Source organism: Flavobacterium tyrosinilyticum, from assembly GCF_023656565.1.
GTDB classification, from domain to species: domain Bacteria; phylum Bacteroidota; class Bacteroidia; order Flavobacteriales; family Flavobacteriaceae; genus Flavobacterium; species Flavobacterium tyrosinilyticum.
This window is the reverse complement of sequence record NZ_JAMOKG010000003.1, coordinates 1025087-1049806: the sequence shown is the minus strand read 5'-3', so window position 1 is coordinate 1049806 and position 24720 is coordinate 1025087. Positions and strand designations below refer to the sequence as shown.

Annotated in this window: 16 protein-coding genes; 8 read left to right on the top strand and 8 right to left on the bottom strand. The window is 34.3% G+C overall.

What is annotated here, in order from left to right:
• The 8 genes from NCC77_RS18775 to ku all read left to right on the top strand — a co-directional run bounded on the left by NCC77_RS18775 (position 1) and on the right by ku (position 9351).
• The gene (locus NCC77_RS18775; RefSeq protein ID WP_250836969.1) at positions 1-1398 is read left to right on the top strand and encodes a TolC family protein; all 1398 of its coding nucleotides are present in this window, start codon (positions 1-3) and stop codon (positions 1396-1398) included.
• 381 nt (positions 1399-1779) lie between these two features.
• Positions 1780-2901, top strand: a complete 1122-nt coding sequence (gene nagA, locus NCC77_RS18770) for an N-acetylglucosamine-6-phosphate deacetylase (protein ID WP_250836968.1) — start codon at positions 1780-1782, stop codon at positions 2899-2901.
• A 154-nt stretch (positions 2902-3055) separates the two neighbouring features.
• Positions 3056-4270, top strand: a complete 1215-nt coding sequence (locus NCC77_RS18765) for a hypothetical protein (protein ID WP_250836967.1) — start codon at positions 3056-3058, stop codon at positions 4268-4270.
• Positions 4261-5289: a hypothetical protein gene (locus tag NCC77_RS18760; RefSeq protein ID WP_250836966.1), complete on the top strand. Its 1029-nt coding sequence runs from the start codon at positions 4261-4263 to the stop codon at positions 5287-5289. Before NCC77_RS18765 ends, NCC77_RS18760 begins: the two co-directional genes overlap by 10 nt.
• A 476-nt stretch (positions 5290-5765) precedes the next feature.
• Entirely contained in the window at positions 5766-6797 is a 1032-nt protein-coding gene (gene metN / locus NCC77_RS18755; protein ID WP_250836965.1) for a methionine ABC transporter ATP-binding protein MetN, read from the top strand.
• A complete protein-coding gene (locus NCC77_RS18750; protein ID WP_095929005.1) occupies positions 6790-7443 on the top strand; it encodes a methionine ABC transporter permease MetI in 654 nt (217 codons plus the stop codon). Before metN ends, NCC77_RS18750 begins: the two co-directional genes overlap by 8 nt.
• 45 nt (positions 7444-7488) lie before the next feature.
• Positions 7489-8301 carry a methionine ABC transporter substrate-binding lipoprotein MetQ gene (metQ, locus tag NCC77_RS18745; RefSeq protein WP_250836964.1) on the top strand — a complete coding sequence of 271 codons (813 nt, stop codon included), beginning with the start codon at positions 7489-7491 and terminating at the stop codon, positions 8299-8301.
• Positions 8302-8571: 270 nt separating this feature from the next.
• Positions 8572-9351 carry a non-homologous end joining protein Ku gene (ku, locus tag NCC77_RS18740; RefSeq protein ID WP_250836963.1) on the top strand — a complete coding sequence of 260 codons (780 nt, stop codon included), beginning with the start codon at positions 8572-8574 and terminating at the stop codon, positions 9349-9351.
• On the opposite strand, the gene ligD is transcribed toward ku, so the two are convergent.
• The 8 genes from ligD to NCC77_RS18700 all read right to left on the bottom strand — a co-directional run bounded on the left by ligD (position 9348) and on the right by NCC77_RS18700 (position 24701).
• Complete coding sequence (ligD, locus tag NCC77_RS18735) at positions 9348-11936, bottom strand: DNA ligase D (RefSeq protein ID WP_250836962.1); 2589 nt, start codon at positions 11934-11936, stop codon at positions 9348-9350. The genes ku and ligD overlap by 4 nt on opposite strands.
• Positions 11937-12299: 363 nt before the next feature.
• Complete coding sequence (locus NCC77_RS18730; protein ID WP_250836961.1) at positions 12300-13781, bottom strand: aminotransferase-like domain-containing protein; 1482 nt, start codon at positions 13779-13781, stop codon at positions 12300-12302.
• 298 nt (positions 13782-14079) lie between these two features.
• Positions 14080-15351 carry an acyltransferase family protein gene (locus NCC77_RS18725; protein WP_250836960.1) on the bottom strand — a complete coding sequence of 424 codons (1272 nt, stop codon included), beginning with the start codon at positions 15349-15351 and terminating at the stop codon, positions 14080-14082.
• A gap of 108 nt (positions 15352-15459) precedes the next feature.
• The gene (locus NCC77_RS18720; RefSeq protein WP_250836959.1) at positions 15460-18456 is read right to left on the bottom strand and encodes a serine hydrolase domain-containing protein; all 2997 of its coding nucleotides are present in this window, start codon (positions 18454-18456) and stop codon (positions 15460-15462) included.
• Between the two features lie 75 nt (positions 18457-18531).
• Entirely contained in the window at positions 18532-20040 is a 1509-nt protein-coding gene (locus tag NCC77_RS18715; RefSeq protein ID WP_250836958.1) for a sodium:solute symporter, read from the bottom strand.
• Between the two features lie 341 nt (positions 20041-20381).
• Positions 20382-21209 carry an N-acetylmuramic acid 6-phosphate etherase gene (gene murQ, locus NCC77_RS18710; protein WP_250836957.1) on the bottom strand — a complete coding sequence of 276 codons (828 nt, stop codon included), beginning with the start codon at positions 21207-21209 and terminating at the stop codon, positions 20382-20384.
• Between the two features lie 299 nt (positions 21210-21508).
• On the bottom strand, positions 21509-22711 hold the full coding sequence (locus tag NCC77_RS18705) for an exo-beta-N-acetylmuramidase NamZ family protein (RefSeq protein WP_250836956.1): 1203 nt from the start codon (positions 22709-22711) through the stop codon (positions 21509-21511).
• Positions 22712-22967: 256 nt separating this feature from the next.
• Complete coding sequence (locus NCC77_RS18700; protein WP_250836955.1) at positions 22968-24701, bottom strand: RagB/SusD family nutrient uptake outer membrane protein; 1734 nt, start codon at positions 24699-24701, stop codon at positions 22968-22970.
• Between the last annotated feature and the right edge of the window lie 19 nt (positions 24702-24720).

Here is a 24720-nt window from a genome sequence, read left to right as displayed (position 1 = left end):
ATGAGAAATCTTGTAAAATTGTTTTCTTTCTTAATACTATTTTGTTTTTCTACACTTCATAGCCAGAATTTTAATCAAGAGGAACTTACTTTTATCGAGTACTTGGGATATGTGAAAAAATATCACCCGCTGGTAAAACAAGCCAATCTTGAAGTGACGAATGCTCAGGCAAAATTGATGATGGCACGAGGCGGATTTGATCCAAAATTGGAAGTAGATTACAATAAGAAAGAATTTAAAGGCACAGAATATTATTCGTTATTAAACAGCAGTTTCAAAATTCCGACTTGGTATGGAATTGAAGTAAAAGCAGGTTTTGACGATACAAGTGGAGAATATTACAATCCGCAGAACAAAACTCCAGAAGCAGGTTTAACTTCGCTCGGAATTAATGTTGCTCTAGGTCAGGGAATGTTTATTAACCAAAGAATGGCCGATGTTCGAGAAGGAAAACTTCAGGTAAAACTGAGCGATGCACAGCGAAAATTGAGAGCAATTGAAGTTTTATATCAAGCAAGTGAAGCTTATTTTGAATGGAGAAAAAGCTATAACGAAGCAGAATTGTATAAAAACTATTTAGGTTTTGCGAGCACTCGTTTTCAAGGAGTTAAAAAACTAATTGCAGCAGGAGATGCGCCCGCAATTGACAGCGTTGAAGCTAAAATAACCGTTCGAAACAGAGAATTGAATGTTGAAAATGGAAATTTGAAATTAGCGAAAGCGAAACTGAAATTGGCCAATTTTTTATGGATTGAAAATGTTCCGGTTGAATTGGGAGATTTGGTAAAACCAGAACAAAACCTAATTCAGACCATTGAGGAAACTTTAAAAACAGATGCCATGATGGTCGATGTTGAATCATTAGATTCTCATCCAAAGATTCAATCTTTAGAAACTAAAATGGATATTTTGGAAGTCAACCGCCAGCTGAAAGCCAATTCGTTGCTTCCCAAAATAAATGTGGGCTACAATTACATTTCAGAACCCAATTACTGGAATAATTTCAACGCCGATGATTATAAGTTTAACATCGATTTCAGCTTCCCGATTTTCTTAAGAAAAGAAAGAGGAAGTTTAAAAATGGCTAAACTGAAAATTCAGGATATGCAATATGATATTGGACAGCAGCGATTGGAGCTTAAAAATAAAATCAAAGCGCAGCAGACAGAAATTGCTTCGTTAAGAAAACAGAAAATCGTAATAGACAATCTTGTACAAGATTATATGACGATGCTGAATTCAGAAGAAAAATTATTTTCATTCGGCGAGAGTTCGATTTTCTTAATCAATTCGAGAGAAAACAATTTGGTTAGCGCAAAATTGTCGCAAATAAGTTTAGAGAATCAGTTTTATCTGTCGAATGCCGAATTGTACAAAATATTGGCAAATCCAGATTAATAATTTTCGATGTATAGTTGAAATGGCAGTGATTTAATATGTCGCTCCTCCGGAACTTTTGAATTTAGAGACGCAGAATTTTAGCTATAAATATCTAGCTCTTCCAGAGCTGTAAAACGTCCCAGCGGGACGAAATATTTATAGAACTGTATTTTGATTTATAAAATAGCCCTGTAAGAGCAAAAGATATTGTGTGTACACAAAAATAACAGCCAGTTTGTACCTGTCTGCATTATATTAATTTTTCAGAATTTGAGTTAAAAAAGCTTTAGAATATTTTCTAAAGCTTTTTTTATTATTTCTGAATTGCCGATTTTAAAAGAGTTTATTTTGCTTAAAACTTATAATATTTAACTTTGGAACGTTATAAGAAATAAACAAATGAAACAAGCGATTATAAATGCTGTCGTACACACAGGAGAAGAAATAATAGAAAATGGAGTTGTAGTTGTAGGGAACGGAACTATTATTTCGGTGCAAAAAGAAATTCCAAGCGATATCGAGACAATTGATTTAAAAGGAAATCATCTTTCGGCAGGATTTATAGATATCCAGATTAATGGTGGAGAAAAGTATTATTTCAGCCAGACTCCAAATGAAGAAACCATTCAGGATATTTACGATGCCAGTATGAAATATGGCACAACGCATGTTTTACCTTGTTTAATATCTTCATCAAAAGAAACCATTTTAGAAGGAATTGAAGCGGTCCGCAATTACATGAAAAAGCATCAAAATGGTGTAATCGGAATGCACTTAGAAGGACCATTTTTAAATCCGCAAAGACGCGGGGCACATAGTATTGATCAGGTTCGAAAACCAACTGACGAAGAACTTCAAGAAATTATCAGCAAAGGAAAAGACGTTATAAAAGTCATTACCATAGCTCCAGAATGTTTTACAGAAAAACAGCTTAATATGCTGATCGAAAGCGGTATGACAATTTCGATCGGACATTCTACTATTACGTACAAAGAGGCACAGCCTTATTTTGCAAAAGGAATTAAACTAGTTACACACTTGTTTAATGCCATGACACAATTCGGACATCGCGAACCAGGTTTGGTTGGAGCTGTTTTTGAAAACGAAGAAGTTTACGCTCCTGTTATTCTCGATGGAGTGCATTGCGATTATGCAGCAGCAAAAATAGCGTACAAACTAAAACAGGATAAATTCTTCTTAATCAGTGATGCTACTTTTTTAGGGCGTAAAGTAGCCAATTTTAAATGGGATAACTTTGACGCTCATTTGGTTGATGATTTCTATAGAAATGAGGATGGTAATCTTGCTGGCGCATCTATCTCAATGACAGAAGCAGTGCAAAATGCCTATAATCATTTAAATGTTTCGGCAGATGAAGCTATAAAAATGGCGACTACAAGAGTGGCTGCTGCAATTGGCATGAAAAATAAAATAGGAAAAATACGTGCAGATTTTCCCGCAAGCTTTGTTGAGTTCAATTCTGATTTAACTGTAATCAAGACTTTAGATTTTAGGGAATAGAAACTTTAAAACCTGCCCTTTAAGTATAGTAGTCGTTTATAAAAACTTACTTTTAGTATATTTTATATTCATATTTTTCTTGCATTTAACTTGCTTATACAAAGTATATTGATAGTTTTGCACCATATTTAACCCCAAACCTACTTACTTACTGATGAGAAAAAACACTCACTTTTTCGTATTTGCCCTATTGGCAAGTATTATTTTTGGATGTAGTGACGATGGCGAAAACTACAAGCCAAATTACCTGCCAAGTATAGATGCTTCGGCTTTACCAGCAGAAAATAAACCAATGACCATGTTTGAGGATAACGAAGATCCTTCGATTATGTACAATAAAGCAGATCGATGGTTTAGAGTAAACGAACCATTTCAAGTTATTCAAAAAGGAAAAGATTCTGTACAAGTTTCGCTTTACTCTCCAGTTGGATTAACAGACGTAAAAGTGTATGCAAAATTGCCTAACTACGATAAAAAGTTTTTGCTTTATAGTTTTTCAAAAGTTCCTGCTTTTCACCGTTCTTTTCATAAAATTCCTTTGACAGAGCAAAAAAACGATTATTTGCTAGAAACAGGAAACACAGTAACGATCGATAAAATTGAAGGATTTTCATCTGGAGCGATCGAATTTTCTGTAGAATCAGATGATCCTTTGTTTAAAAAATTCAAAAAAATAAAATCAAATCATTTAGTTCAGTTTCATGACGGATACCACATTAATGAGTTGGGTAAATTTCTTCCGATGAATCCTGCATTGGCAAAAGAAGCAATTACCATGATTATTAATTATTCTTATGCTTTAAGCCATCCTATGTATTATGACACTTTTACCAATTTTGACAAATACAAACAAGAACAGGCAGCGACAGCAGGAACCGCTATAAACGGCGCATTAAACTGGCACGGAAATGCTGATGATGTAGAGGGTGTTTACGATTATTATTCTAAAGAAGAAATTGAAAAAATATATTGGAATTATCTAGATAAAAGAACCGTTTGGATGGCAATGGTTGGAGGAGATTCTGCTTGGGGCGGAGGAAATCTGGCATCGCAATGGGAATCGGGTTATGTAACCGGGCATTGGGTTGGAGAAATGTCGGTTTGGTCTCACGAATATTCGCATCATATTGGTTTTAACCACAGCAGTAATTTGGCGAATAGTGGTGAAGGCGGAGGTCAGCAGGAAATGCTTACTCATTTTTATAAATACTTAATTTATTTAAATGATCTTCCGTTTACAGATCCAGACGTTTTAAAAACGTATTCAAAAACGGCTTACGTAAAAGGAACTTATAAGAAACCAGTATTTACTGTTAATCCTAAAAATCCATTTTTGCTCAAATATAAAGGCGAAGGAAAATGGAACTAAAATATAAACAACACATGAAACATATTCTGCCCCTAATTTTAGCAATTTGTTTGTTTACAAGTTGCAGTAAAGATGATCCAGCATCTAAAGATTATACCTATTATTATCCGACTGATGAAGCTTCTATTACAAACGAAAATATTCCAGGAAGCACAGAAGCATTTGATCCAAAAGGAATCACTATTGCAAATGAAAAATTGTATGTGATTAACGGAAATGTATTAGAGATTTTTAATGCTCTGACTTTAGATCATCTTAAAACAATAAAAGAATATAAAAAAGGAAATACAACTATTGCGCTAACAAGTTTAACATCGGTTTCTGTTGATGGTGGCCGTATTTATGTGGGTAGTACAGAATCAAGATTATTTGTTTTTGATGAGATTACAAATGCTGGAATCAGTACTGTTGGAAATGGTCAGTGGTGGCAGACTTTTGTTCACGTTTTTGGCGTTGTCGCAAAAGACGGATTGGTGTTTGTAAAAGAAAAAGAAAAGAGCATAAAAGTTCTTGATGCTACTCAAATTACAGAAACAAGCGATTGGAATTTGAAACCTATTGCCAAATTGAATACGCTAAACGGATATACAGAAATATATTCATTAGATGTTTTTGATGGAAATTTGGTTGTAGGAGGAAGAGATGCCAAAAGCTATTTATACTATAATATTGCCAATATTAAAGCCAATGCCGCAGCTTCGTTAACCACTCCTATTGAGCCAGAAAAAGTGCAATTTGTAGACATTAAACCAGTTGCAGTATCTTTTAGCAAAGATTGGGCAGTTACTTCAGAAAATATTGGAAGTGCATCTTATTTAAAACTATATCCAAAAGACGAATTCATTAAAAAGAATTATAAAGCGACTTTAAGCGTTTCTGATATTCTAGGGCAAAATGCTTTTGGAACTATTGTTGGAACAGCACAACTTGACGATCGTATTTTCTTATCTGATAATACCAATAAAAAAATCAGAGTAATAAAGTTGAATAAGTCGGTAATTGCAGAACAGAACAACTAGTTTTTTTAAAATTCCAATACTTGAAATTTCAAATTCCAAAGAATAAAAATTCCAAATTCCAATCTCGAAGTCTCGGGCAAATTGGAATTTGGATTTTTTTGAATTGAAATAAATTTGGATTTTGGAATTTCGATTCTCAAGATTGGAATTTGGAATTTCAAATATTGGAATTTAAAACTAAGATTGGAATTTGGAATTTCAAAAATTTGGGATTTCAAAAAAAAAGCCTACTAGATTGATAGGGTAATAAAAGTTTTAACAATTTATAGCTTAAAATTGAAAATAACTATTTAAATTTGCACTCGCTATGAAGAAACAGAACCAGAAAATGAATAATTATTATCGTCGCAGTATGATGTGCTGTGTTGCTGTTATGGTATTTATTGATCTGGCTTAATATAAAATGATAAAATTTATTTCGAAAACGCCTTTCAACTCATTAATGGAAGGCTTTTTTGTTTTTTAAACTGTAAAGAATGATTGAATTAAAAAATGTAACCAAAACTTTTCATCAGAAAGACAGAATTGTAGCTGCTTTGTCTGATGTTTCTCTAAGGGTTCCTCAGGGGAAAATTTTTGGTGTAATTGGAACTTCCGGAGCAGGAAAAAGTACTTTGATTCGCTGCGTGAATTTGTTGGAAAGACCAACTTCTGGCGAAATTATCGTTGACGGAAAAGCTTTGATGCAGTTGTCAAATGCTGAATTGGCGATTGAAAGAAGACAAATCGGAATGATTTTTCAACATTTCAATTTACTTTCTTCGAGAACGGTTTTTGAAAATGTGGCTTTTCCGCTAGAATTGGCTGGAACGTCAAAAACGGAAATCAAAACACGCGTTTTAGAATTATTGCAATTGGTTGGATTGGCAGAAAAAGCCAATGATTATCCAGCAAGTCTTTCGGGAGGACAAAAACAAAGAGTTGCCATTGCAAGAACTTTGGCTAATAATCCGAAAGTTTTACTGTGTGATGAAGCGACAAGCGCATTGGATCCTGCAACAACGAGATCGATTTTAAATTTACTGAAAGACATTAATAAACGTCTTAATATTACGGTTTTGCTGATCACGCACCAAATGGAAGTGGTAAAATCTATTTGCGATGAAGTAGCGGTAATCAGTCACGGAAAATTAATCGAGCAGGGAAGTGTGGGCGAAATCTTTGCAGACCCAAAACATGAATTAACAAGAGAATTTATTTCTTCTTCGCTTCATATCGAAGTTCCGTCTGTTTATCAGGAAAAATTGCAGAAAGAAGACAACGGAAATCTGAATCCGTTGTTGAAACTGGAAATGACAGGAAAATCGGTTAACGAGCCTGTTATCTCAGAAGTTTCAAGACTTTTTGATACCGATTTCAAAATCGTTAGCGCGCAAATGGATCAGGCTGGCGAAGTGAATTTTGGTGTAATGCTGATTGAACTTTCAGGGAAACGCGAAAATTACGACGCAGCAATTCAATATTTTAATTCAAAACATATTAAAACAGAAATTATAGGTTATGTCTGATTCTCTTATAGATTTATTGTTAAAAGGAACATGGGAAACCATTGTTATGACTTTTGTATCGGGCTTTTTCGGGTTTTTGTTAGGACTTCCAACAGGAATTTTATTATTCTTAACTCGTAAAAACCAGATTCTGGAACAGCCAGTTTTAAACAGAACATTATCGGTTGTGGTAAACGTTTTTCGTTCTATTCCATTCATTATTTTAATCGTTTGGATGATTCCGTTTACACGTGCTATTGTCGGGACTTCTATTGGTGTGAGTGCCGCTTTGGTTCCGTTAAGTATTGGTGCAGCACCGTTTATTGCCCGTTTGGTAGAAAATAGTTTGCTAGGTTTACCGTCGGGATTAATCGAAGCAGCGAGAGCATTGGGCGCAACTCCTTTACAAATTGTATACAAAGTATTACTGCCAGAAGCTTTGCCTTCTTTAATCAATGCAGCATCAATAACTTTAATTACTCTTGTTGGATATTCTGCAATGGGAGGAGCTGTTGGAGCAGGTGGTTTAGGACAAGTTGGGTATCAATACGGATATATTGGTTATGATGCCGTAACAATGAACTCGGTTTTGGCTTTATTGGTTATTCTGGTATTCGTAATTCAGTTTGCGGGAGACAGGTTATCAAAACGATTCGATCATAGATAATCCTCAATTAACAATTTATAATTAACAATTTACAATTAGAAATATATGAAACTTAATATTTTAAAAACGGCTGGAGTTTTGGCTTTGGCGCTTGTTTTATCCAATTGCGGAAACAAAAAAAATAACGATCCTCATTTTATAAAAGTGGGTGTGGCTTCTGGTCCAGAACTAAAAGTGGCGGAAGCGGCTAAAAAAGTAGCTAAAGAAAAATACGGATTGGAAGTAGAACTAGTTTCTTTCAACGATTACGTGATTCCAAATGAAGCTTTAAGCCAAGGTGATATCGATGCGAATGCATTTCAGCACAAACCCTATTTAGACGAGCAATCGAAACAAAGAGGTTATAAATTAGCCATTATTGGAAATACATTCGTGTATCCGATTGCTGGTTATTCTAAAAAAATAAAAAGTCTTTCTGAATTGAAAAACGAAAGCACAATTATTATCCCAAATGATCCAACAAACGGTGGACGTTCTTTGTTGCTTTTACAGAAAAACGGATTATTAAAATTAAAAGAGGGCGTTGGTTTGTTGCCAAAGGTAACAGACATTGTGAGCAATCCTAAAAACTTAAAAATTTTAGAATTGGAAGCGCCTCAATTACCTCGTGCTCTTGATGATCAAAATGTTTCAATTGCTATAATCAACAATACATTCGCTTCTGCAGCAGGATTGGTTCCATCTCGTGATGCTTTGTTTGTTGAAGACAAAGATTCTCCTTATGTAAATTTGGTGGTAAGCCGCGAAGACAATAAAAACGAAGAAAAAGTAAAACAGTTTTTACAGGCTTTTCAATCTCCAGAAGTAGAAAAAGCTGCTGAGCAGGAATTTAAAGGAGGAGCAGTTAAAGGCTGGTAATTTTTTTAAGTTAAAAGTTAAAAGTTAAAAGTTAAAAGTTATGAGTTATGAGTTATGAGTTATGAGTGTTGTCTAACTTATAATTCATAACTCATTTTTTTTGTACTATACGTACATTTATTCAAACATAGCCCGTGGTTTCAACCACGGGAATACGCGGTTAGTATTAACCCTTAACCCTTAACAATTATATAAAACAATCTGTTGATTTTGTAATACTTACGTTTTTTTATTGAATTAAATTAGAGTTCAATTTTTAAAACAAAAATCATGAGATCGATTTGGACAGGTTCGGTAAGTTTTGGATTAATTAATATTCCAATAAAAATGTTTTCGGCGGTGCAGGAAAGCAGTCTGGATATGGATATGCTGGATGCGAAAGATCACGCTAATATCAAGTTTAAACGTATTAACGAAAACACGGGTAAAGAAGTAGATTTTGCCAATATTGTAAAAGGATATAATCTGGAAGGTAAATATATTGTTTTAGAAGATTCTGATTTTGAAGCTGCAGACGCTATTAAAACCAAAACAATCGATATTGAAAGTTTTGCTTTCGAAAAAGAAATCCAAAGTATTTATTACGAACAGCCCTATTATCTCGAACCCGATAAAGGCGCTATGAATGCATACGGATTGCTTCGCGATGCGCTCGAAGCTTCAGGAAAAGTGGGTGTTACAAGATTTGTACTGAGAAATAAAGAAAGTCTGGCAATTCTAAAACCGTACAAAAATGTCATTGTTTTAAACCGAATTCGATTTGAACAGGAGATTAGAAGTACAGCAGAATTAAAACTGCCGCCAATGTCTAAAAAATCGACAAAAGAAATGGACATGGCCGAAAAACTAATCGATCAGCTAACGGAGAAATTTGATATTTCTGGCTTTAAAGACGAATATACCGCCAAGCTTTTGGATATCATTAAAAAGAAAGCCAAAGGAAAACCGCAAAAAGCAGCTCCAAAACTAAAAGTCGTGCACAAACAAAGCGACGATTTAATGGAAATGCTGAAAGCAAGTCTTGAAAACAAAAAGAAAAAATCGTCTTAATTATTTTGGTTATTTTCCAATTTGTGAATAATCTTTTTAATATTGGCGCCTTTCGATAAAACGGGTTTCCATAAATCGCCTTTTTTCTCAAATCTTTTCAATACATTTTTAATGGTAAATTGCGACGGATGCAGTTTATCATTTACCTCACCCCATTCTAAAGGCGTAGAAACTGTTGCACCAGGTTTTGGACGAACAGAATACGGCGCTGCCAAAGTTTGTCCGCGTCGGTTTTGTAAAAAATCGATGTACAGTTTATTTTTCCTTTTTTTGATGCTTCTGTCAATCGAAGTAATATCGGGCAGTCTCGAATGTACTTCTTTGGCAATTAATTCGGCTAGAATTTTAATCGAATCATAATCGTATTGCGCGCCAAGCGGAATATAAATATGAAGTCCAGAAGCGCCCGAAGTTTTGCACAAACATTCGGTTTCCAATTCGTCTAAAACTTCTTTTACAACCAAAGCAGTTTGAACCACTAGTTTAAAGTCGTCTTTTGCAGGATCTAAATCAATTACAAGCCAATCTGGATTCTGAATATGTTTGATGGTCGAATTCCACGGATTCATTTCGATACAGCCTAAATTGGCCATATAAAGTAGTGTTTCTTTATTATTGCAAATAAGATAATCAATGTTGGCATTGTTGGATTCTGAGAAGATTTTCTTGGTTTTAAGCCATTTCGGAATTTTATCGACATCGACATCTTTCTGATAAAAACTAGGAGAATCAATTCCGTTTGGGAAACGGTTCATCGATTCTGGACGATCTTTTAAATACGGTAAAATCAGTTCTGAAACTTCATTATAATATTGCACAATATCACCTTTAGTAATGCCATCTTTTGGAAAATAAATTTTATTCTGATTGGTGAGATGTAAGGTAGTTTTACCAATTTTTAAATCGTAATCATTCTCAGTTTTGTGTTTATTTGATTTTTCCATTTCAATTAAATTAGAATCTCTATTCCCATTGATATTGATATTGATATTGATATTGTCATTGATATTGTCATTGCCATTGTAATTCACTTCTTCAGCTTTCTTATCAACCCTTAATCCAAGATAAACAGGATGTCGCAAATGCTGATCCTGCGTCCATTCGGAAAATTTTACCTGGCAAACGACCTTTGGTTTTACCCATTGAATGGGATCGCGCAAAGAGATTTTTTCGTCAAGCGGAGATTTTTCTAAAAAGTAAGGCTCGAGTTGAGTGTATAAATCTTTCAGTACAGCTTCGGTAAAACCCGTTCCGCATTTGCCAATATATTGCAGTTTTTTACCGTGATATTGACCCAAAAGAAGCGCACCAAAATACTTTCTCGAATTTTTAGGTTCTGTGATTCCAATAATAATAGCTTCTTCTTCGTTTGCTGTTTTTATTTTGAGCCAGTTTGTGCTTCTTCTGTTGGCAGCATAAGTGCTATCGGCTCTTTTGGCAATTATGCCTTCCGTTTTATCTTTAACCGCTTTTTCAAACTGTTTTATTCCGTCGCCAATGGTATGTTCAGAATAAAAAATATTTGAGAAAGGGTATTTATTGAACAGAATTTTAAGCAGTTCTTTTCGTTCCAAAAGCGATAATTCGGTAATCAGATTTCCATCCAAATTCAATAAATCAAAGACGTAATATTTGAGATTCCCAATTCCGGTTTTCATGTAATTTTGAAGCAGTTGGAAATCGGCTTTTCCTGCATCATTTTCAACCACAACTTCGCCATCTAAAACTACGTTATGATCTATTTGTTCTAATTCTTCGGCGATTGGATTGAAATTATCAGTAAAAGAAAGCTGATTTCTGCTGAATAAATCTACCTGCTGCGCATTAATGACAGCAATAGTTCTATAGCCGTCGTATTTATTTTCGAAAACCCATTCGTCATCATCAAAAGGTTTTTCGCGTACGCTGGCAAGCATGGGTTTTAAAAATGCAGCTTTTTTTAATTTTGGATTAATCTTTTTTTTTACAGCTTTTTTCTCGGCTGGTTTTTCTGCTATTTTTGAAGTCAGTTTTTCAGATTTTTCTATAAGCTGTTCCAAACTTCTTTTAGAAATAACCGATTTATTTTTTTCTAAAATATCTTCAGTAGAAGCATATTTATCGTTTTTCTTGATTAAAAGCCAAGCATTTTCTTGTTTGCCGTGAAGTTTAACCAAGGAAAATTCGCCTTTGAGTTTTTTTCCTTTTAAAACAAAACTCAAACGCCCTTTTTCTAAATCACTTAATAATTGTTTTTCGTCGGAAGCTATTTTTTCATCCGAAGTATACGTTCCATTATCCCAAACAATCACATTTCCAGCGCCGTAGTTTCCTTCTGGAATTGTACCTTCAAAATCCTTGTAACTGTAGGGATGATCTTCTACCATCATCGCCAGACGTTTTACTTCAGGATCCATTGACGGGCCTTTTGGTACTGCCCAGCTTTTTAAAACGCCATCCATTTCTAACCTAAAATCGTAATGAAGATGCGAGGCAGCATGTTTCTGCACGACAAAAATCAGTTCATTGGCAGATTTTTCAATTTTTCCTTTGGGTTCTCGAGTTTGTTTAAAATCTCTTTTCTGATGGTATTTTGACAGTGACATAAGCTTTTGCGAGTATTAGAGAGTTAGCTGCAAAATAATATGGGCAAAGAACAGCTGAATCTAGCAACCGTTAAAGTCAATTGGGGCTTGATAAAAGGTTACTTTAAAATAGAATAATCCAGCTGAATATGCCAATTACACCACTGAGAACTCTTACTATAAGTGTATTGAGTGGCGAAATTGCAAATGTCCTTTACCCATACTATATGATATTCCATAACAATAGAAGATCAGTAATAATATAAAAATTCTTAAGTCTTTTTTTGAATTAAAACTCTATTTCAAAGTTACTTTTTGCTGCGCTTTTTCTGTTATAGGATTAAAATGCGTAATTATATAATTATCAGCATTCTAAAGGTATGTTTAATTGATGATAATAGCAAGACATTCGCTCAAAATAGAAACTGCTTTTTCCATTTCTTCTTTCTCCAAATTCCCAAATCCTAAACGGGTCGCAGTAAGATTTTTGGTCTGATATAAAATGGTCTTTGGCAGAAATAAACCCTGTTTAGAACATTCTTTTTGAAACTGAACCAGATTAAAATGATCGAGCCATTCTACCCAAATTGCCAATCCTCTTGGTGGCACTTTGAACTTGATTTTGCCTTTGAGTTTTTCATTTAGAATTGAGACAAAATAATCGCGTCGTTCTTTATAGATTTTTTTATTTTTTTTAGAAAGGCGGTGCACTTCGCCTTCGGTAATCCATTCGGTAAGAACCTGTTCTTTTATAACATCAATTCGTGGTTCAAGAATGTTTTGATGCTTTTCGAGTTCTTTGATAAATTCGGCAGGCGCGGCCACAAAACCATAACTGAATCCTGATGGCAATGATTTTCCGAAAGAACCGATATAAACTACTTTCTGATTGGAATCAAACGCGGCTAATGGCAAAACAGGATTATTATCGTAATGAAACTCAAAATCGTAATCGTCTTCTAAAATCACAAATCCGTATTGATTGGCCAACTCCAAAACTTCGATTCTTTTTTTTGCACTAAGCGAAATAGTCGTCGGATAATGATAATTGGATGTTAAGTATAAAACCCTAATTTTTGTTGTTTCGCAAATTTCTTTTAAACGTTTGGTATCAATTCCGTCTTCATTTACTGGAATAGAAATTATCTGCGCTCCCGTATTGGTCAGCGTCATGTTTGACATATAATATCCCGGCGAAGCTACAACAACTTTATCTCCAGGAACGATTAACACTTTTGTAACTAGATACAAAGCGATTTCGTGACTGCTGGTCGTAAGAAGATTTGAAGTCGAAATACGAATTCCTCGTGTAAGATTGAGATAATTAGAAAAATGAGTTTTAAAGTTGGAATGCGAACGGAGTTCTATTTGCTCGTAGGTTTTAGATGTTTTTCTTCTTTTTAGCTTTGAAACGTATAATCTCGCCAGAACATCGGTTTGCACCAATCGTAAATCGGGCATTCCGTCATTAAATTGATACGGCAAATTGCTAATTTCAATCGGACTTTCAAGAATAGTCGAACGCTGAAAACTAAAGCCGATATTATCTTTAGACGAATTTTGTTCTTTTGAAATGGTAAATTCAGCTTTGCTTTTTTGCTGAGATAAAATAAAAGTTCCTTTGTTTGGAAGTGTTTCAATCCAGCCCTGCGATTCTAAATCTTGAAAGGCTTTTATTAAAGTGTTTCGGTTAACAGAAAGCACTTTACATAAAATTCTGGTACCGGGAAGTTTGGTACCTTCTGGGAGAAAACCCGTTTGTATGGCTTTGATAAACTCAAAAACAAGCTGCAAGTAAATAGCAGTGCTTTCTTCTGGTTTAAGCTGAATAAAGCTTTTAAAAGGAATTTCAACCGGACTATCCATAATTTATAAACTGACACTTTTTATTAGTACGGCAAGATACTGTTTTTCTTAAAATTTTTAGAAAAAAAGAAAAGTGATCTTACCTAAATAAGTGCTAGAACGATGACCAAATCAAACTATTAAGTCCGGCTGAAATAGTATATAATTTAATTTTAACACATAGAAACATAGTTTTTTGCTTCGAAAAAGAGATCAAAAGAAACAAGTTTCTACACATAGACAAGCTATGTTTTTTTGAATTAGTGAAACGCCTTTTTTAGGTTTGTTAGACTATGTTTCTATGTGTTTAAAAAAATAGTTACACTTTAAAAATCATTTTCTTTTTGTAGAAAATCCATAAAATGAACGACCAGAAAACAGCGTAAGATAAAGCATAAGCGAGTGATGCATTTAATGGGTTTTCAAAACAAGGAACAATTCCGTGATTATAGATATACGCTTGAAGTCCAATTTCTTCGCCGGCTTTTTCAGGATCGGCTACTTTTATGCCACTTAAAACTCTCGGAATTATTCCAGAAAAGAAAAACACAATCATCGGGTTTACACCCCAGATCAGGAATAATTTCGTCCATTTTTTATGTCCTTTAATATCAATTATATAATACAAAAGCGTTAAACATAACGTTGCAATTCCAGCTGTATATAAAACATAAGAACTTGTCCAAAGCGATTTGTTAATAGGGAAGAAGATGTTCCAAATTAAACCTCCAATTACTAAAGCAGTTCCTGCAATGGCGGTCTTTTTTACGATTTCCATTTTATCAACAGATAAATTTAACAGCTGACCAATGTACATTCCTAAAATTCCAGTTCCAATGGCTGGCAAAGTGCTTAAGATTCCTTCTGGATCCCAAGTTTTAGAAGATGCCCATAAATGTCCGTTCAAAAGCGTATCGTCTATCCAAGCGGCAAGATTGGTTCCTTTATCAAAATTGGCAGGACCAAATCCGGGAACGGGAACAAAAGCCATTACAAGCCAATATCCAACCAAAAGTGTGGCTAAAACCAAAAGCTGTGTTTTTAAATTAGTCTTTAAATACAAAATCGAAGTAAAGAAATACACAATCGCAATTCGCTGTAAAACACCTGGAATTCTGGTATCTTCAAAATGCTCCAAACCGCTAAATGATAGTGAAATCAAAATTAGAAATACTGAAACGGCAAGAATGGTTTTGACTTTCATTGAAAAGTTTCCTAAAAGGGCATATGCAACCGCAAAAGCAATTATTAATCGCAATCCTAATAACGGAATTCCTTCTAAACCAAATAAATGAATTCTGCTGAAAACGCTTAAAAATAATCCTAAGCAGAAAATTCTAAGCGAACGAACCAAAATTTTATTGAAAACGCTTCCGTCAAAATGTTTTACAGGCATTGCAAACGGAATCGCAGTTCCCATAATAAAAACAAAAAACGGGAAAACTAAGTCAGTAGGCGTACAGCCATGCCATTCTGCATGTTCTAAAGGCGGGTAAATAGATGACCAGCTTCCCGGATTATTGACAATCGTCATTAAGAGAATGGTAAATCCTCTAAAGACATCGAGTGAAGTTAAACGTTCTTTTGTCATTGGGTTTGTATTTTAGATAGGTTAGAATTTTAGATTTTAGATTTTAGAATATAGAGTATAGAATATAGAATATAGATTTTGGGATTTGGAATTTAAAATTTGAAATTTTTATTTTATTATGGCGTTTTGAATAATTTGCTGAATTTCTTCTCTGATTTTTCCTTTGGCTAATTTATTTTCGTCATTCACAACTTCTGGATAGGTTCTGTTGGATAGAAAAACATAAACAATTTCGGTTTCTGGATCTGCCCAAGCCATGTTTCCTGTAAAACCGGTGTGGCCGAAACTTGCTTCAGAAACACAGTCGCAGGTTGGTCCGCCTTTGTGTACTCTTTTGTCAAATCCTAGTCCGCGCAGAACTCCTTGATTTTTGTAATAGCAAGTATTGAAGGTGTCAAAAGTCTGTGAAGAAAAGTATTGAATTCCGCCGTAATTTCCTTTTTGGAGATAAAGCTGCATCATTTTGGCAACATCCATCGCATTAGAAAATATTCCTGCATGACCTGCAACTCCACCTTCCATTGCGGCCGCCATATCGTGTACATAGCCTTGAATAACCTGATGTCTGAAATAGTTGTCAATTTCGGTTGGAGCAATATTTTTCTTCTCAAATTTATCTAATGGATTATAAAGCGTATTAGTCATTCCTAATGTGCTATAGAAATTTTCCTGGCTCAGCTCTTCTAATTTTTTATGTGTTTTTCTTTCTAAATATTCTTTTAAAATGATAAAAGTAAAGTCGCTGTATTTGTATTCTTTTTTCAGTGCCACAGGACTTTCAGCAATGATTTTCATAATCGTATCATGATAATCGTTTCGAATATAAAGATTCTCGGCAACTTTGGTTGTAAAACCGTTTTCGGCTGCTTTTCGATAGTATTTTTCAGAAGGTTGATTGTTGCTGTCTAAAGTTGCTTTGTAAAACGGAATCCAAGCTTGAAGTCCTGCGTAATGATTTAACAGATCTTTGAAAGTGATATTTTCTTTGTTTGTTTTGGCAAAGAAAGGCAGCATGTCTTTCAGTTTGGTGTCTAGTTCTACTTTATTTTTATCGTACAATTGCATCACATTTGGCAATGTCGAAATCATTTTTGAAATCGAAGCCACATCGTATAAATCTGAATCGGTTACTTTCTTGCCGTTATCATAAGTCTGGGCTCCGTACGATTTCTGAAAAATTACATTTCCTTTTCTAGCCACCAAAACCTGCATTCCAGGCGCCATTTTTCCATCAATTGCTTTTTGCGCCACAGCATCAATTTTGGATAGAATTGCCGGATTCATATTTACATTTTCTGGAGCTGTAAAAGCTAGGCGATTCAGTTTTTCGGTAGTTAAACCATCATTTACATGGAACGCATCATTGATGGAAACAGGTAGTTTACCTTTGGCTTCAATAGCACCAAAAAGCAATCCTGCCGAAACCACCTGACTAATATCTGAGTTTTGATACGAAACCACCAATCCTTCAATATCATCAAAATTGTTGATTGATAATAACGAATATGGTTTTGCAAAAATGTCTAGAATTACTTTGTTGTGTTTTGCAATTTCTTTCAGCCAAAGCATTTCTTGTAATGTGAATTCTTGTTTTTCCCAAGCTTTGTTTACTTTATGATAGCTGATAATAACCTTGTCAAATTTTTTCAATTCTTTATTCAGACTGTCAAGATTAGTGTCTTTAACTTCTGTGATGTTAGTATATTTTTTTAGTGTAGAAATAAAAGCGCTGTTGGTATCTTCACCCAGTTTTATGTAAGCAATTTTTTCGCTTAAATCTTTTATTGGAAGAATCTCTTTTTCGTTTTTTAAAACCGTAATAGCATTTTCATACAATTTATAATGCAAAGCATCATTTTGCGACGGATTCAAATCATTATACAAATTATTTAAATCAATCGGTTTGTATTTGTTCAGTCCTGCTTTGTATTTAAAATGAAGAATTTTTTTAACCGAATGTGCTAATCTTTCTTCAGTAATCACTTTTTCATTGTAAGCGACTTCCAGTTTCTGAAAAGCAACTGGTACATTTTCTGGACAAAGTAAAATATCGTTTCCTGCTAAAATAACAGCGATTTCTAGATCTCCGGGACCTTTAAAATTGGCAGCGCCTTTCATTGCTAAACCATCTGTAAAAATTAAGCCATTAAAACCTAATTCTTTTTGAAGCAAATTGGTAACCACATTATAAGAAGCAGAAGAAGGACAGTTAGGCTGTGATTCTAAACTCGGAATATTAAGATGCGCCACCATAACAGAAGCTAGACCTTCGTCAAACAGTTTTTTGTATGGATATAGTTCGACCAATTCCATACGTTCTTTAGAAAAGTTAACGGTAGGCAAGGCGTGGTGCGAATCGGTTGAAGTATCGCCATGTCCAGGAAAGTGTTTTCCCGTGCAGAAAACGCCATTTCCTTGTATTCCTTTCATTAAAGCAAGAGCTTTTTCGGTTACATTGACTTTATCTTCGCCAAAAGAACGGTTTCCGATAATTGGATTTTTCGGATTGGTGTTAATATCTAAAACAGGGGCAAAATTGAAATGAACGCCGATTCGTTTGTTTTCGGCAGCCATATTTCTTCCCACATTTTCAATTAAACTTAAATCCTGAATAGAACCCAAAGTCATATTCCAAGGATAACGATAAGTTGAATCCAATCTCATGGCTAATCCCCATTCGGCATCGATTCCGATCATTAAAGGAACTTTTGCTTTGGACTGATATAAGTTGGTTAATTTCGCCTGACGAACTGGTCCGCCCTGAAAGAAAATAACGTTTCCTATTTTATAATCTTCAATCATTTTACTGATCTGATTAACGTGCACAGAATCTTTGTTGGAATAGGCAGAAACCATAAACAATTGTCCAATTTTTTCCTGTACAGTCATTTTACTATAAATGTTGTCGACCCAAGCCGTTTCTTTATCAGAATCTTTAAAGAAGTTTTTTTTCTCTGAAGTATTTTTGGGTACGTAAACAACAGTGTCCTGTAAAGGAATATCCTTTTTATCATCTGTTGCGCCATTATTTTTTTTGGATGCGCAATTGGTAATTAAAAATATAAAAGCGGCGTATAAACTGATTTTTATGAAGGAGTTTTTCATATAATTTTTTTTTAAAATCAATTTGAGTTTAATAAACTTAAACTCAAATTGATTCATCAATATTGATGTACTGAATTAGAAACTTATTTCTTTCTCACTGCGCGAACTAGTAACAAACAATCCTAAATAAGTAATTAATCCGTTTAGTATAATTAATTCATTATCAAAAATATATCCTGCAAATAAAACTTTAGAATATTCATTGATGAAATAAGTAAACAATGGAGAAAGCAAACAGATAAACGGAACCAGTTTGTCGTTTACATGTCTTGATTTTTGGAACAAACCAAAAGCGTATAATCCTAATAAAGGACCGTAAGTGTAAGAGGCAACTTTGAAGATCATTCCTACGACTGAACTATCATTGATTGAGTTAAAAATCAGTATGATAAAAAAGATTAAAATAGAAAAACTAATATGCACTAAATGTCTGATTCGTACAGTATTTTTCTTATGGCTGTTTTCTGCTTTGTCCATTCCTAAAAAGTCAACACAGAAAGAAGTTGTTAAGGCTGTCAAAGCAGAATCTGTGGTTGCAAAAGTGGCCGCAATGATTCCCAATAAAAATACGATTGCAGGAATAAGCGCTAAATGGTTTAATGCAATTTCAGGGAAAAGCAAATCGGTTCTTGGTTTTCCGGTAATTAAATCGGTTGGAACAGCAATTCCGTTTTTGTTTGCATAGATATATAAAAGTGCTCCAACGCTCAAAAAGAAAATGTTGATGATAACAAAGATTCCTGTAAAAGTGAACATGTTTTTTTGTGCTTCGCCAATGTTTTTACAGCTCAAGTTTTTTTGCATTAAATCTTGATCCAAACCTGTCATGGCAATGGTTACGAACATTCCGCCCAGAATTTGTTTTACAAAATGAAATTTACTTCCGAAGAAATCATCAAAGAAAAAGATCTTAGAATAATTACTGTTTTTTACTTCTTCAAATGCGCTAATGGCACTCAAATCCATTCTGTCACAGATGAAATAAATGGTAAGAAAAACAGAAGTTACAAGGAAAAACGTTTGTAAAGTATCGGTAATAATAATTGTTTTTAATCCGCCTTTATAGGTATAAGAAAAGATAAGCAACAGCGAAATTAAAACCGTAAACGCAAAAGGAACATGATAAAAATCGAACACAAAACGCTGTAAAACGATTACCACCAAATACAATCTGAAAGCAGAACTTATTGTGCGGCTAATTAAGAAAATAGAAGCGGCTGTTTTATAGCTGAAAAAGCCCATTCTTTGCTCAATATACCCATAAATTGAAGTCAGATTCATTCTGTAATACAGTGGCAGCAAGAGTTTGGTAATGACAATAAACCCAAGAGCGTTTCCTAAAACAAACTGAAAATATTTAAATTGTTCACCGCTTGGCGCGCCAACTTCTCCAGGAACTGATATAAAGGTTACTCCTGAAAGCGCTGTTCCGATCATTCCGAAAGCAACTAAATACCATTTTGAATTTTTATTGGCAGTAAAAAAGGCTTCATTTCCGCTGTCTTTTCTGCTGACTCTGTGTGATATATAGAATAATGTTCCGAAATAAATAATAATAAGGAGAAGGATGGTACTTGGTGTCATTTTATAGTTTTGGTGATTTTTGGTTTTTTATAAATTATTTAAAGCCATTGGCTGCAATTATTTTAACACATAGAAACATAGTTTTTTTTTCAAAATTTTAAAAAAGGCGTTTCACTAATTTAAGTACACATAGGTTAACCTATGTGTGGAAACTAGTTTCTTTTATTTTCTTTTTTTTACACAAAAATCTATGTTTCTATGTGTTAATAAACAAAAAGCTCTTCTTTAATTAGACCTAACAGAGTTTACTCTGTTAGGTCGGTGTTAAAAACTCCAAAAAATGAATTTATTCAGCTTTTGAATTTGTATAAATCTATAAAAAGATTTTGATAGTGTGGTTTTTAGTTTTCCTGATTTTTGTTGTGAGCTGAAAGTACAGCTCTAACGCTTTTATGTGTGTGCAGTAATTCTTCGGCAACATCATATTCAATGCCAAGTTCTTCCATAATCATCTTGATGCCGCGTTTAACCAGTTTTTCGTTAGACAGCTGCATGTCAACCATTTTGTTGCCTTTTACTTTTCCTAATTTGATCATTACCGAAGTAGAAATCATATTCAAAGTTAATTTTTGAGCCGTTCCAGCTTTCATTCTCGTACTTCCTGTTAAGAATTCAGGACCAACGATTAATTCAATCGGATAATCAGCTTCTTGAGCAATAAGTCCGTTACTGATACAAGAAATACTTCCTGTTTTAATATTGTGTTCTTTAGCTTTTTTAAGCGCTCCTAAAACGTATGGCGTATTACCAGAAGCAGCAATTCCGATAATCATATCTAAACTTGAAATTTCAAACTTAGCCAAATCTTTCCATGCTTGTTCTGTGTCATCTTCGGCATTTTCTACTGCTTTTCTAATGGCAGTGTCTCCACCGGCAATGATTCCGATAATCATATCATGTGGAACACCAAAAGTTGGAGGACATTCAGATGCATCTAAAATTCCGATTCTCCCAGAAGTTCCAGCTCCGATATAAAATAATCTTCCACCCAACTGCATTTTTTTTACAATGGCCTTAACCAGTTTTTCTATTTTAGGAATTTGTTCTTCAATAATATGCGGAACTTTTTTGTCTTCTGTATTAATGTTTGTAAGAAGTTCTTTCACGCTCATTTGATCCAAGTCTTTGTACAAAGATTCTTGTTCAGTTTCAGGATTTTTATTTTTCATTTTTCTTTTTTTTGATTGTTGAAACCGAGATTTTTCTACTATCAGGCTTCTCTATTTTACATTAATAGTTTGATATTTTTATTAGAATAGAATTTAATTTTTAAAACATAGAAACACAGGTTTTGATTTTTGTTTAAAAAGGTAACCAATCTTTAAAAAGCAAACCAAAGAGAACTACATTTCTGCATAGCAATATATATGTGTGTGTTTATGCTAATGAAACGCTTTTGTGTAAGTCTATCAAAGTCTATGTTTCTATTGTTTTAAAAATTAAGTCTAAGGGAACTGAATTAGAAATATTATTTATAAATCAGGTATTTTGTTCGGATTTTTTTGAAAGCTTCCAAATCTTTCTGCCAAGTCTTTCTTATCTGGGCTTCAGAAACACCGCTTTCAATTTGCTGCTGTAATTTTTTTGTTCCAGCCAGTTTGGTAAAAAATGCGTTGAAGAATTTTGTTTTGTCGCTGGTATTCTGGTACGCTTTAATAAGCCATTTCAATTCTAATTGCTTCAATTTTGGATATTGAGTTAAATCTTCTCCAAAACATTCTTTTCCGTTGTATAAAGGATCTTTTGCTCCAAAATTTGGTTTTGGAGTAAAACTGAAATTGGTTTTAGTTAAAAATGGAGAGCCATAAATTTGAAATTGTTTCTCAGTTCCGCGTCCCATACTTACGTTTGTTCCTTCAAAAAGGCATAAACTTGCGTATAAATTTATAGACTGGTCATTTGGTAAATTCGGAGATGGTTTTACCAATAAACTGTAAGGCATTGTTCTGCTATAATCTACACAAGGAATTATGGTTAGTTTGCATTGAGCGCCCTCTTTTAGCCATTTTTCACCATTTACCATTTGAGCATATTCACCAATTGTCATTCCGTGAAGGAGCGGAATAGGGTGCATGCCGACAAAACTGGTAAATTCTTTTTCTAAAAGCGGTCCGTCTACAATAGAACCATTTGGATTTGGACGATCAAAAACAATAAGCTGAATATTGTTTTCTGCACAAGCTTCCATTACATAATGTAAAGAAGAAATGTAGGTGTAGAAACGTGCCCCTACATCTTGAAGATCAAAAATCATGATATCAATTCCAGATAACTGCGCTGGTTTTGGTTTTTTGTTTTCGCCATAAAGTGAAATAATCGGAAGACCTGTTTTCGGATCTTTTCCATCCACGATATGTTCACCGGCATCGGCTGTTCCTCTAAATCCGTGCTCGGGAGCAAAAATAGTTTGAACAGCAATTTTTTTCTCCAATAGAAAATCAACTACATGTGTTTTATCAGATAAAATTCCGGTCTGGTTGGTTACAATTCCAACTTTTTTATCTTTTAAAAGCGGTAAGTATTTTTCGTAATTGTCTGCACCTGTTTTTATAACAGCGTTATTAATTTCTGCTGAAATAACATTTTTATTGGGCTGAATGGTTTCCGAATATGAAGTAGCACAAAACAGAAATGCTGTAACAAAAGTACTTTTTGCTATAAATTTTATCATTTTAAATACAAGTTTATTAGTTAAATAAAGAATGGACTAATAAAATTAAGATTTTATTGGAGTATATGAATGTTTTAGCAGATTTGGGGAATCTAAAAACTAACAAGATATAACCTGAATGAATCAGGATTATTTTTTTATTTGACCTTTTTATTGGTCACAATGTGCTTAAAAAGAGCGTTTTTAAAATACTGCCTCCGAAAAGTCTCACGTCGGAGGCAGTTGTATTAGATGTGGTTTTTCGGTTTTTACCGAATTACCAGCCTGGATTTTGTTTTAAATCGACACCTTGCGCTTTGTACAAATCAATGTCATTCGTTGGAATGTTCATTAAATAATGCTTAGGTTCGAAAGTTCTTGTGCTTGCTGGGTATATTTTCACATATCCATTTCCGTCCACAACAGTTTGCGATCCAACTGGAGTTCCAATTCTAGCTCCTAGGTTCACGTCAGGGTTTTTGCTAGTGTCTAGGTAATCTCCTTTTTTCCAACGGTAAATATCAGCTTGTCTTAAGGTAGTCCAGCTCATGAATTCGATTTGACGTTCACGACGAACTTCCCAGATTAACGGATTTACAACACCAGTTAATTGCTCTAAAGAAGAAGTTCTTCTTGGGTCATTAATCTGTACACCATTTGCAGAAGCATTTACTCCGTCAGTAGTTAATGGAGCGATTCCTGCACGTGCACGAACTTTGTTGATCGATAAATCAAGATCGCTGTTGGTTGCTGTTCCTAACTCAGCGCAAGCTTCAGCATAATTTAAATAAACTTCACTTAAAGTAAATAATGGAGCATCTGTGTAGTTACGTCCTCCAGTAGTTACATCTGGGCCAGTTGTAGCAGGGTTGTTGTACAATTCAAATACATAACCAGACATAGAAACCAAAGCAGTTGTACCAAAAGGTTTTCCTTTGTAACCGTAGTTAGCTGGGTTTACTGTTTTTGCAAAACGAGGATCTCTGTTGGCAAATGTTTTTGCTGGAGTATCGTCGCCTGTGTATTGGCTGTTTCCAGCTTGCTGAATTGGTAATCCGTTTGTTGTTACGTAGCTATCAGCTGCCCATTTTGTTAAACCATATTGAATTGTTGAAGTATTCGTATAGTTTTGAAGAGAGTGCATTAATACGTTTGTTAAGTAACGTTTTGCCAATATCACTTCAGTATTTCCAAGTAATTCAACTGAATTGTAAAGTCCTTTCCAATCTGCATTCAATTTGTAGCTTGGATTGTTCATGATCATCAATGAAGCGGCTTTTGCTTTGTTTAAGTAAGCGCTTCCATCTTGTCCTAAATGGTATTTTCTGTATGTCCCTTCGTAAAGACAAGCATTGCTTAAAGCTGCGTAAGCAGTGTATTTATTTGCTGTAACGTTTTTATCATCGCTAACCAACATTAAGTCTGCAGCTTCTTGCAATTCTGCAATTACTTTGTCCATAATTTCGGCTCTTGGTTTTGCAGGCGCATAAACTTCTGCGTCACCTTGAGCTAAATATTGATCAGTATACGGCACATCACCAAATTTTTGCACTAAACGGAAATACGTATAAGCTCTAAAAAATTTAGCAACTCCAATGTAGTGGTTCTTTTTCTCCGTAGACATACTTACTGTTGGTACTTTTTCCAGCATCAAGTTACAACGACGGATTAGCGTATAATATTCATTCCATGAATAAAGATTCGTAGTTGCAGCTGTAACCGGCATTTGGTAGAAAGTAAAGGCAGACAAGTTATCATCTACTCTGTAATCGCTTCCATGGTAGTAAAAGAACGAAAGTCCAATTGTTGTTCCGTTTCCATAACCATAAAAAGTATCATAATTAAGCCATGAAAAGGTTTTTACGTTATCTTCTGACTGCCAAAAGTTATCGTTTGTAAATTTATCTGCTGGATCATCAGTAAGATAATCTGAACAGCTAACTGCACTTCCTGCAAGTAAAGCAGTTGCAAACATTAGCAGAAACTTAGATTTTATATTATATTTTTTCATTGTAAGAGTTTTGAATAGT